General features: G+C 66.8%; 10 protein-coding genes and 1 pseudogene. 3 read left to right on the top strand and 8 right to left on the bottom strand.

The features are described from left to right. The coding region (locus ACIRU3_RS46635; protein ID WP_404070389.1) for an integrase core domain-containing protein at positions 1-168 on the top strand (168 nt) is incomplete at its 5' end. Between the two features lie 325 nt (positions 169-493). Here the strand turns inward: ACIRU3_RS46635 and ACIRU3_RS46630 are convergent. The 7 genes from ACIRU3_RS46630 to tsaD all read right to left on the bottom strand — a co-directional run bounded on the left by ACIRU3_RS46630 (position 494) and on the right by tsaD (position 8,495). Beyond that, entirely contained in the window at positions 494-931 is a 438-nt protein-coding gene (locus ACIRU3_RS46630; RefSeq protein WP_404070387.1) for a hypothetical protein, read from the bottom strand. Next, positions 928-5,013: a DUF6531 domain-containing protein gene (locus ACIRU3_RS46625; RefSeq protein WP_404070385.1), complete on the bottom strand. Its 4,086-nt coding sequence runs from the start codon at positions 5,011-5,013 to the stop codon at positions 928-930. The genes ACIRU3_RS46630 and ACIRU3_RS46625 overlap by 4 nt, the downstream gene beginning before the upstream one ends. Continuing rightward, complete coding sequence (locus tag ACIRU3_RS46620) at positions 4,946-5,191, bottom strand: hypothetical protein (RefSeq protein WP_404070383.1); 246 nt, start codon at positions 5,189-5,191, stop codon at positions 4,946-4,948. The genes ACIRU3_RS46625 and ACIRU3_RS46620 overlap by 68 nt, the downstream gene beginning before the upstream one ends. After that, positions 5,181-5,546: a hypothetical protein gene (locus ACIRU3_RS46615; RefSeq protein ID WP_404070381.1), complete on the bottom strand. Its 366-nt coding sequence runs from the start codon at positions 5,544-5,546 to the stop codon at positions 5,181-5,183. The genes ACIRU3_RS46620 and ACIRU3_RS46615 overlap by 11 nt, the downstream gene beginning before the upstream one ends. A gap of 599 nt (positions 5,547-6,145) precedes the next feature. Further along, positions 6,146-6,457, bottom strand: a complete 312-nt coding sequence (locus ACIRU3_RS46610) for an antibiotic biosynthesis monooxygenase family protein (protein ID WP_404070379.1) — start codon at positions 6,455-6,457, stop codon at positions 6,146-6,148. 419 nt (positions 6,458-6,876) lie between these two features. Continuing rightward, positions 6,877-7,443, bottom strand: coding sequence for a GNAT family N-acetyltransferase (locus ACIRU3_RS46605; RefSeq protein WP_404070377.1), 567 nt, complete (start codon positions 7,441-7,443; stop codon positions 6,877-6,879). Beyond that, on the bottom strand, positions 7,443-8,495 hold the full coding sequence (tsaD, locus tag ACIRU3_RS46600) for a tRNA (adenosine(37)-N6)-threonylcarbamoyltransferase complex transferase subunit TsaD (protein WP_404070375.1): 1,053 nt from the start codon (positions 8,493-8,495) through the stop codon (positions 7,443-7,445). Before tsaD ends, ACIRU3_RS46605 begins: the two co-directional genes overlap by 1 nt. A 333-nt stretch (positions 8,496-8,828) precedes the next feature. Here tsaD and ACIRU3_RS46595 point away from each other — a divergent pair, with 333 nt between their 5' ends. Further along, entirely contained in the window at positions 8,829-9,998 is a 1,170-nt protein-coding gene (locus ACIRU3_RS46595; protein WP_404070373.1) for a HoxN/HupN/NixA family nickel/cobalt transporter, read from the top strand. A 187-nt stretch (positions 9,999-10,185) separates the two neighbouring features. Here the strand turns inward: ACIRU3_RS46595 and ACIRU3_RS46590 are convergent, their stop codons facing one another. Next, positions 10,186-10,638: a Fur family transcriptional regulator gene (locus ACIRU3_RS46590; RefSeq protein ID WP_404070371.1), complete on the bottom strand. Its 453-nt coding sequence runs from the start codon at positions 10,636-10,638 to the stop codon at positions 10,186-10,188. A 224-nt stretch (positions 10,639-10,862) separates the two neighbouring features. Here ACIRU3_RS46590 and ACIRU3_RS46585 point away from each other — a divergent pair. After that, positions 10,863-10,928, top strand: a pseudogene (locus ACIRU3_RS46585) (superoxide dismutase); the annotation flags it as partial.

The following is a 10,928-nucleotide window of genomic DNA, read 5'->3' as shown; positions in this document are numbered from 1 at the left end:
ACCGGGCAGTGCTGGGACAACGCACTCGCCGAGTCGTTCTTCGCCACCATCAAACGGGAATTGCTCGGCACCAGCCCCTGGCCCAGCCGGGCCGCTGCCCACACCGCGATCTTCGACTTCATCGAGGGCTGGTACAACTTGCACCGACTGCACAGCAGTCTCGGCTAACCGCAGTCCCGCCGAATACGAGGCCGCACTCGCAGCCTGACCACCACACCGATGGTGTCCGTCAAAGCGGAACAAGCTCACTGCGCTGCTCTCACCGGCTGGCTTTCGAGCGCGAGGCTCATCGCGACGTCGCTCACTCGGGGGCGGCCACAACCGCTGGATGACCGAGACCCGCGTCGGGCCACTCGCGTACCAACTCGTGGCCAGAGCCCCGCGCTTGGGAAGCTGCAGCATCCCCGCATAGGCACGCTCTACCTCAGGTGGTGATGCTGGCAAATGAGGATGCGTCCCGGCGCCCCCGGGTTCGACTTCCGACGTCCCGTCGTCAGCCGTTTATGTTTGGTACGAGGGGGCGGAAATCAGCGATGGCGTTTTCCCAGTCGAATCTGACGGTGTCTTCTTGAGGAAGGCTGCGGCCAAGGGCCTTCGCCGCGTGCAGCACAGCGGAGGTCAGCTCCGGAGCGGTTGTCTGGGCGATCACGCCATTCTTGCCAGCGACCGACAGACCCTCCTTGTTTCGTCTCACCACAAGATTGAACGACGTATCGGCGCCGATGTAGCTGAGCACGCGGGCGTCGCCCTGCAGAAATTCGCGCAGGCTGTCCAGCAACTGGACGACCGAGAGGTAGATCATCATGCCCTGATCGGGGACGTGGCCGGCCGAGTCGACTGTGCCGAAATCCCCGGTGACGACCATGTCGCCCATGTCGAACCCGTGGGGGTCGCCTTGGTCGGGGCGCACGGTGAACTGGAAAGTGATCAAGGGGTGTAGCCCTTTCCGACCGGGAAGAACGTAATCACGCGGTTTCCGTCATGCGAGTCGACGATGAGTCGGTACCGGGCGGACAACCCGTTCACGGTCATCCTCTTTTCGAAGGTCTGGAGCTGGCGCCCCGGAGACGACATTCGCTGACCTCGCTTGACCATTATCCTGATGGCCTTTTCCACCTGATCGCGAGTCGTGGACGGAGGCATGAGATCGCCGTGGCCGTTTTGAGCGGTTCCCGAGATGTGCCGTTTGTCGATGTGGATCCAGCCCTCCTTGTCGTTCCCGGTCTCCAGCCTCGGAGTGTCGCGGCAGAGCGCGAGACCGTGAGGGTCCATCCAGGTGAGCGGGTGAGGGCCATACCAGTATGGGTGCGGGCCGGCTTCCAGACCGAGCGGATCCGGGGAGAGGTATGCCGCGGTCTCCGGGTCGTAGTAGCGCTGCACGTTCTGGTGCAGGCCGGATTCGGCGTCGGCGTAATGGCCGGGGAAACGCAGGGGACAGTCCACGGACTCGGTGTCGTCCGCGGGAGCGGAGTACCACGTGCCCCACAGAGTGGTGCGTCTCTGCCACTCGACGGCACCTTCGGCGGTGATGAGTTCGGTCGGGGTGCCGACCGCGTCCGTGATAACGGCGTGGAAGCGCATGGTGAGGTCGGCCGTGGTCTCCTCGGCTAGCCGGGAGAGGAAGGACGTGCCTGCGGACCCGTGTGCCTGCCTGCTGGTGGTTTGGGCGATGGGGCGGGGTGTGTCAGGGGCGTAGTCCCAGGTCGTGACCCTGCCGTCTGTGAGGAGCTGCTCGGCGAGGAGATTTTCCTCCCACGTGAAGTCGATTCGGTTGGCCTCCGAACCGTCCGGTGTGAGGAGGAGCTTGGCGACGCGGCGGCCCAGCGGGTCATAGGTGTACCGCCACCGGTCTCCCTCGGGCGTGACAACCTCGACAAGGCGGTCTTCCGCGTTCCAGGCATACACCCAAGTCTTCGTCTGCCCGCTCAACAGCTTGCGTGTCTTATGGGTCCGACGGCCCTGGGAATCGTAGGCGTACGTGGTATCGCCCGCCCGCCGGACCAGCACCCCGTCGATGTCACGATCACCGGCGGCGGCGTGGTCGGCTGCGGATACGTCGGTGAGGTTGCCCGCGCTGTCGTAGGTGTAGGTCTCGCTCCAGCCGTGGGCTCGTACACCCGTCACTCGCCCCATGGAGTCGAGATCGAAGCGGCGCCTGCCTGTCGTGAGCTCTCGGATCTCGGCCAGACGGCCATCGGCGCGATAGGCGTACGCGCGGTGCTGCAACAGATTGTGCGCACCCGCCGTGAGAGATTGGGCGGTGAGACGATCGACCGCGTCCCAGTTCTGCGTGAGGGTGACAGCGCTGCCTACGTGGCGATGTGTCTCGCGTCCTGCCGCGTCATGCGTGAAGACCAGCGCACCCGCGTCGGAACGCATCTGTGTCGGCCTGCCCGCGGGATCGTATGTCCAGTGTGACGCCGAGCCCGCCGGGGTCACGCGGAGAACCCGGCGGCCCAGGGCGTCATAGGTGTACGTGATGGTACGACCGTTGACGGTCTCGCTCAGTACACGGCCCATCGCATCCCGTGTGAAGGCAACGTCCGCATCCGCGTTCACCGCCCGCGCCACGCGCCCGTCCGCCGCATAGGCGAATGCCGTTACGCCATCCGTCTCCGAGCGCTGCTCCACAAGCCGACCCAACGCATCCCGTGTGAGATGCAGCGTCTGCCCCGCACCGTTGGTCCGCGCTGTTACCAGACCCATCGCGTCGTGCGTGTAGGTGAGCGTGCGACCGTTGAAGTCCGTCTCTGTCACCAGACGGCCGGCCTCGTCGTAGGTGTACGACCAAGTGCGTCCCTGCGCATTGGTGACGCCTGTCAGGCGCAGCTCCGTGTCGTATGAGAACTCATAGCGAGCGCCGTCCGGATCGGTTCTCGTTGCCGGTACGTCGAAACGGGCTGCGGTGTGCCGGGTCGTTCGGCCTGCCGGATCGGTGTGGGAGAGCAGGTTGCCTTCCGCGTCCCAGGTCCACGTCTCTCGGGTGCCGTCGGGCTGCTCCCGCCAGGATTGATTGCCTTCTGTCGTCCATTCCAGGCGAGTTGTGTGGCCCAGCGGATCGGTAACCTCGACCACCCGGCCGAAGGCGTCCCGGCGGATTGCCGTCGTGTGGCCGAGCTCGTCCGTCACGGCTATCGGCAAGCCCGCAGCGTCGTAGGCCAGTGCCCGGGTGTGGCCGAGAGCGTTCGTGATCGTGGTTGGGCGGCCCGCCTCAAGGTTCGTGTACCGCGTCTCCGCGCTGGTCGGGTCCACGGTGCTGAGCAGGTTTCCCTGTTCGTCGTACGCGTGTCGCCACACCGCGCCGCCCGGCTCGACCACCTCGGTCGGCAGTCCGAGCGCGTTGTATACGGCCCGTGCCACCGACCCGTCGGGCAGGGCAAGTTCAGTGAGGTTGCCAGCGTCGTCATAGGTGTACCGGGTGGTGTGGTCAAGGGCGTCGGTGATCGCCAATGGCTTGTCGCCGTACTCGTCCCACTCCGTGCGCGTGACATGACCCAGTGGGTCCGTCTCCTCCACGACGAGGCCCTCGGCGTTGTACCGGTGGACCGAGACATGGCCCTGGGAGTCGGTGTACGTCGTCGTGCGGGCGGTGTCGTCGTAGGTCAGGGTGCCGGACAGGATGCCGTCGACGCCCTCGGTGCGCACCACCCGGCCGCGCTTGTCGTAGACGTAACCGAACCAGGTGCCGTTGCGGTCGGTCCAGCGGGTGACGCGGCCCTCGGCGTCGTAGGTGAAGCGCAGAGGCTCGCCGCTGGAGTTGATGACCTCCGTGAGGTTGCCGGAGGCGTCGTAGCCGTAACGCATGACGACCGTGCCTGCGTCGGTCGTGCTGCCGGGGCGGTAGCGGGAGGGCGGCTCGTCCAGGAGGCGCAGGGCGGTGATGCGCGGGCCCTGGGTGTCGACGGCGACGTAGTAGCCGCCGGAGTGGCGCAGGCCGAAGGGGACGCCGTCGTCGTCGCGTTCGACGTCGATGCGGTTGCCGTTGCGGTCGGTCCAGGAGTCGAGTGCCAGGTGGAACACGCCGAAGGTCGGGGAGGGAACCGGGGCGGCGAAGGTGCGGACCACGCCCGTGGCCGGGTCCGTGACCGTCATCGCGCTGTCCGGCTTGCCGTCCCACTCCAGGGGCCACCGGGCGCCCTTCACCGGCATGGTCGGCACGCCCGGTTCGGGCACCGGGTACACCAGGCGCATGCCGTCCGCCGCCGCGAAGACGACGCCCTCACCGTCGATCTGGAGGCACTCGTCGAGGGTGGAGATCCAGGTCGTGCCGAAGCAGACCCCGCCCCGGTACGAGGACAGGTGGGTGCGGGTGAACTCCAGCGGCAGACTGCCCGGCAGCGTCAGATCCGTCTGCGTCATCAGCATCGCGCCGGTCGCCACGTCGATCGGCTCGCCCACGCACGGGGTGCGCTCGGCGTTGCGGGCCGCCGGGCCCAGCTCGACCAGGTCCGGGCGAAGCGACGGCGGGCGCAGCAGAAGCGGGGTCGTGTCGCTCAGCCCGCCCTCCATGCTCGCCTTCAGCAGGCCGCCGCCCGCTCCCAGCGCGCCGCCGAAGATCATGCCGTCCTTGGCGGACTGGTTGACCTCGTCCAGGCTGAACCCGTGCTGCAGCCCCGTCGCCATCTTCAGCGGCTGGGCGATGGCGAGGTCGACGGCGACCGACTCGACGCCGCCGAAGGCGGCGGCGATGAGGGTGCCTGCGGCGATCTCGGCCACCGTCGTGGTGACCGCGACGCCCATCGTGGCACCGAACTCGATGACCGCGTCCGCCGCCGCGACGGCCGCCCCGGAGGCGAGGCCTGCGGTGAAGAAGGCGAGCGTCACTCCGCCCGCGATGACGGCGGCGTCGATGCCGATCTGCGTCCAGAGCTTGTTGATGGCGTCGTCGATGGCGTCGGCGAGCTTGTCGAGTGCCTTGGCCATCTCACGCGAGGACTTCGCGAGGTCACTGAGCCAGCCGCCGTCCTGGTCCTTGGCGTAGCGGCCCCAGAACTTGTCGAACGATCGACTCACCGGTGTTGTGGTGGATGATCGACGACGCGTTGCGGTGCACGGGGGAGCGGACGTCGTCGACGGCCCCAGCGAAGGTGCGCCAGGCCTTCGCCGCGTCCCGCAGCTGGCCGGAGTCGGCCTCGGGCCACCACATGCCCAGCTTGAGAAGGATGTGGCGGGCTTTGTCCTCAACGCTCACCGGCACCGTCGCTCTGCTTGGCGGTTTTCACTTCAGTGAACATGCCGGCGATGAGCTGGTCGTTGTCCACGGTTCCGTCGGACAGGTCCACCATGGCCTCGTGAATGCTCGTCAGCCCGAGCACCAGGATGCCCGCGGCGCTCTCGATCTTCTTCTGCTGCGGTTTGTAGGCCTTGCCGAACTCGTTGCCCTGCTCGTCGTGGCCCCAGGGCTCCCCGAGGCCGTCGAGGGTCTGGATGAGGGTGGTCAGTGCCTTGCTCAGATCCATGGCGCCCTGGTGGAAGGCCGGTGCCGCCGCCTTGATGTCGGCGGTCTTGATGTCCAGCACCTTGCCCGGGACCTTGCCGTCACCCATCCATGAACCCCCGTTCGCCGTCGCGGCCTTCGACCCTACGGTGACCAGTTCAATGAAGCCCCATGCCTTGGCAATGCAAAGGTAAGGCTGGCTGGTTGACGCATCCACACGCCTTGGTTTCGTCATTCGGTGCGCTGCGACACCCTAGTGACCTGCGCTGTACCAAAGTGCCAACTATCTGTCTGATTCCATGCCTCCAGCTGCTGAAGTCACTTGGCACCAGCGCACGTCACGAACGTCGCCCTGTGTCAACTAGCAATCTTGGTCACATGTGTGTGACTGCAGTCTTTAGTCGGCACAAAACAGGGGTAGTTGGCACCAAGATCACCGGTTCTTCCCTGAGGGTGGCGAGGTATCACTTCGCTGCGCGAAGGCCGGGTCGCGGTCGAGTGCTCGTGGGGGCGTGCGGCCCCAAGGGGCATGTCAGCATCCGTCACGCGGTGGCTCGAGGAGACGATGACTCCGGTCGCTCACATCGCGGCGATCGACTGCGTCAGCGTCCACCACAGATCATTAGCTGCCTGATCAGTGATCCAGTAGGTGAGAAGGCGAATGCGTGCCAAGATGTGCTGACGGAGTCGTCGGTGAGGGCAGTCCGGTCACCCTTCCAGCGGCGCTGTGAAGTGGGTCGACCGTACATGGAAGAGGCGGGGCTGGACATCCGTCGCGATTTTCGCCGCTTGGTCCATGTGGACGCGGGCCTCGGGATTGGCGAGCATTGCTCGGTAGTGCTCCTCGGTCTGCCACTGGGCGTAGTTGATGACACGTTCGCCGTCCTGGGAGGCGTGGAAGTTGGCGCAGACGAAGCCGGGTTGGTGCTTCATCGTCTTCTCCGTGGCGCGGACGAGCAGCTCGATCAGTTCGTCCTGACGGTCGGGTGAGACCGTGAACACGTTGATGAGGGTGGTCACGGGGCGTGTCGTGTCGACCTGAGCGGTAACAGCCATGGGGTTATATCTGCCCTTACCTGCGGCGTCGCTGTCGCATCCGGCCGCTCATTCGCCTGATCGGAGGCAATTGCAAGTCCTCGGCACGCGGCGCGAGTTGCCGACACGGACCTGAGAACATGCCGCAGGCGATTGGCGGGCAGGCCGCCGCCCTGTGCCAGTTCCGCTGCTCCTTGCCGTTCAGCAGCTGCTTGACTGATTGCGCGGCGCGCTAACCCGCCTCGCCAGTTCCCGCGTTGATGGCGCCACCAAAACCACCTTGCCTCGGGAGTCCTCGCCGATCAGGCGTGGCCGGCGGGGCGCTGGGCAGGACGGTGTGGCCGCGCTCGGTGAAAAATTCGAGGAAGCGTGGGCGTTGGCGGTGCGCACGTCGGGCTTCGGAGTCACAGAGGCTGGGCGGCGAGGGACCGGGCGGGATGGCGTGGGCTGAGGAAGACGGCGATGCCGTGGCCGTCGGGGGAAGGGTGCGTGGCCTGGGTCCAGCCGTGACGGTGGTAGAAGGCGATGGCTTGGGGTGCACGGAGGGAGGTGAGGAGCCAGGCCCGACCCTGAGGGGCGTCCTCGGTGATCGCTTCGAGAAGGCGGCCGGCGATGCCGTTGCCGCGGGCGGCGGGGCGTACGGCGAGTTCGTCTATTTCCCGGGCACCGCACAGCCATTCGTGGGTACGGCCCTGACCGAGCCCGGCAGATGCCTGCGGATAGCAGCGGTCGGTCGGGAAGGGGGTGAGGGTCGTCCAGGCGGTGGAGAAGCCCATGAGGTTCCGGCCGTTGAAGGCGAGCGCAGCGATGAACCCCGGACGTCGTACGTCCGTCGAGAGCCGCGCGACGAACCTGTTCGCCGTCTCCTCGTCCTCGTTCCAGGGCGGTGCGCAGAACGCGTCTGCGTAGACCGAGCGCAGCGCTGCGCTGTGGGAGAGGAGAGCATCGTTGCTGACGACACGGATGTCCATCAGAGCGCCACCACCATCCGAGCCGCGACCGGTTGCAGCGCCGCGTATTCCAACGGTGCCGACGGGTCGATCGACATGTCCAGCGGGGCGGGTTCAGCTCCGGCTCGTACGAGGAGGTCGCCGACGGCGGCGATCATCGCTCCGTTGTCCGTGCACAGCCCCAGCGGCGGCACACGCAGTTCGATTCCGGCGGCCTGGCAGCGCTCCTGCGCCAAGGACCGCACCCGCGAGTTCGCGGCGACCCCGCCGACGACCACCAGCGTGCCGGCACCGTGCTCGGTGCAGGCCGCAACGGCCTTGCGGGTCAGGACGTCGGCGACCGCCTCCTGGAGGGACGCGGCCCCGTCGTTCACGGGCAGCTCGCGCCCCGCGTAGGACTCGGCCCAGCGGGCTGCCGCCGTCTTCAGGCCCGAGAAGGAGAAGTCGTACGAGCCGGGCAGCGGACGGGGCAAGGGGACGGCGCGTGGATCCCCTTCACTCGCTGCCCGGTCGATGGCTGGACCGCCGGGGTACGGCAGCCCGAAGACCCGTGCGGCCTTGTCGAAGCACTCGCCGGCCGCGTCGTCCAGAGTGTCGCCGAGGTGGGTGATGGGGTCGCGGGCCAGGTCGCGGACCAGGAGGAGCGAGGTGTGGCCGCCGGAGACGATCAGCACCATGCACGGGTCGGGCAGGGGGCCGTGCTCAAGGGTGTCGGCGGCGACGTGCCCGGCGAGGTGGTGGACGCCGTACAGGGGAACGCCCAGCGCGTAGGCGATGGTCTTCGCCCCCGCGAGACCCACCTGAAGGGCGCCGGACAGCCCTGGCCCCGTCGTAACGGCGACGGCGTCGACGTCGGACAGGCACAGCCCAGCCTTGTCCAGTGCCTGCCGGACCACGGGTCGCAGGGCGTGCAGGTGGGCGCGGGATGCGATCTCGGGTACGACACCGCCGTAGCGAACGTGGTCGTCCATGCTCGATGCCACCGCGTCGCCGAGCAACTGTCCGTCCCGGACGATCCCCGCACCGGTCTCGTCGCAGGACGACTCGATGCCGAGCACGATCGGAGAGCCCACGCCTACCTCTTCCTGCATCTCCATAGCTATTGCAAGCAGTGTGCAATAGGTCGGGGCGGAATGCGAGCCTGGCGGCGCTGGCGCGGCTGTGGGCTCGCGTGGGCTCGCCCGAGTTGCACGAGCCCCTCCCTGGCCCGAGGGGGCGCGCACTTCCAGGCGTGCACCTGTCGCTTTCGTGAGTCGGCATGCAGGCCGAGCAGGGATCTTTTCCAGCCGTTGACTGAAAGCTGGCGACGGCTTTGCTGCCTCTATCTTGTAGTTGCAACTCGTTCGCAGAAACCTGGGAGGTGCGGCTGAAAACAGCTGCTCGCCGAGAAGTAAGGCTTACGCCCCATGAGCACCGCTCCTGATTCCGCTTCCCCCCGGCCGGCCGCCCCAGCCGCCGGACGCGGCATCTCGTGGCACCGCATACGCACATCGATGACCCGCAAGGAATGGGCCGGCGCCGGCGGCATGGCCGCCTTCATCCTGGCGCTGCACGTCATTGGCTGGTTCACATTGGTCGCGATCGTCGCTCCCGAGCACTACAGCCTGGGCACCAAGACCTTCGGCATAGGCATCGGCGTCACCGCGTACACCCTCGGCCTACGGCACGCCTTCGACGCGGACCACATCGCCGCCATCGACAACACCACCCGCAAGCTGATGAACGACGGTCAGCGTCCGCTCTCGGTGGGCTTCTGGTTCTCGCTCGGCCACTCCAGCATCGTCTTCGCGCTCGCCTTCCTCCTCTCTCTCGGCGTGAAGACGCTCGCCGACCCGGTCGAGAACGACAACTCCGGGCTGCATGACGTCACCGGCTGGATCGGCACCACGGTCTCCGGGACCTTCCTCTACGTCATCGCGATCATCAATATCGTGATCATGGTGGGCATCTGGAAAGTTTTCCAGCAGATGCGCTCCGGTCACTTCGACGAGGCGGCGCTGGAGGAGCAGCTCAACAGTCGCGGCTTCATGAACCGCCTCCTCGGCCGCGTCATGAAGTCGATCACCAAGCCGTGGCAGATGTACCCGCTGGGCCTGCTCTTCGGCCTCGGGTTCGACACGGCAACCGAGATCGCCCTACTGGTCCTCGCAGGTTCGGGCGCGGCTTCCGGCCTGCCCTGGTACGCGATCCTGTGCCTGCCGATCCTCTTCGCGGCCGGCATGTCCCTGTTCGACACCATCGACGGCTCGTTCATGAACTTCGCCTACGGTTGGGCGTTCTCCAAGCCGGTCCGCAAGGTTTACTACAACCTCACCATCACCGGTCTGTCCGTCGCCGTCGCTCTCCTCATCGGCACTGTCGAACTGCTCGGCCTGGTTGCCGAGAAGGCGGGTCTGCACGGTGCGTTCTGGGACTGGATCTCCGGGCTTGACCTCAACATCATCGGTTATGTCGTCGTCGGCCTGTTCTTCGCCACTTGGGTCGTCGCCCTGCTGGTGTGGAAGGTGGGCCGGATCGAGGAGAAGTGGACGGCGGGGTTGGCCAATCCGGCCACGGCCGGCGAGCGCGCCGAGTAGGGCCGCGCCGGCTCTCGGACGCGGGCACTGGTCGCTTATTGCGAAACTGTCGCAATAACGATTAGATTGCAGGAAGGGCTCGGCTGGGGTGGCCGAAGCGGTGCACTCTCTGTCGGCCCGGTGTGGGGCGCCGTCCCGCCTTGACAGCGTCCGTCCCAAGGGCGGCGCCTCACACCGTTACGCCTGCTCAGTCACCGCAACTGGTGCAACGGCCGTAGACCAGCAGCGATCCGGCGGTGCCGGGCCTCAATCCGGCCAGCTCCGCGATCCGCTCCACGGCTACCCTCAGGTGCTCACTGGCGAGAGCACCCACGTGGCCGCAGTGTTCGCACGCTGTGTGGTGGTGAGGTGTCGAGCTGATGCCGTAGCGCTTCGGGCCCGGACCGTGAACCGCGTGTGTCAAGGCGGCATCCGTCAGAGCTTCCAGGGTTCGGTAGACGGTGGCCGGGTCGAACGGCGCCCCCAGCCGATGCAGTTCCGCGCAGACTTGCGCCGAGGACAGGTGTAGCCCCGACCTGGCGAGCAGGCTCAACGTGTGCAGCCGGCTCGGAGTGCAGCGCAAGCCGTGACGTCGTAGCAGCGCCCGGGCGTCCGACGGCATTGTCGTATCGGCATGTGCCGACGACGAGGTCGTGGTCACGCTAATGCCTTTCTCGCTGCGGGCGAGGAGTCCGGGTCGCGAACTGCCTCCCCCCGCCGGTCGCTGATGGTTCGTCCGGTTGGTGGCGCAGAGGAGTCCGGCGATCGCCGGACGGGTTCCGTGCGACACGGGGGTCCTAGGTCCAACGCCTGATCGCAAGGTACCGTTCCTGCTGTTAGCGTGCAGCTGCATATCATTGGCAATAACGTCGGAGGACGTTGGACATGGCGCTTTACACGCTCCCGGAACTTCCGTACGACTACTCGGCGCTCGCCCCCGTGATCAGCCCC

It is taken from the genome of Streptomyces sp. NPDC101151 (assembly GCF_044768335.1).
Taxonomy (GTDB): domain Bacteria; phylum Actinomycetota; class Actinomycetes; order Streptomycetales; family Streptomycetaceae; genus Streptomyces.
Note: the sequence above shows the minus strand (reverse complement) of the source record. Positions and strands in the feature narration are given on the sequence as shown.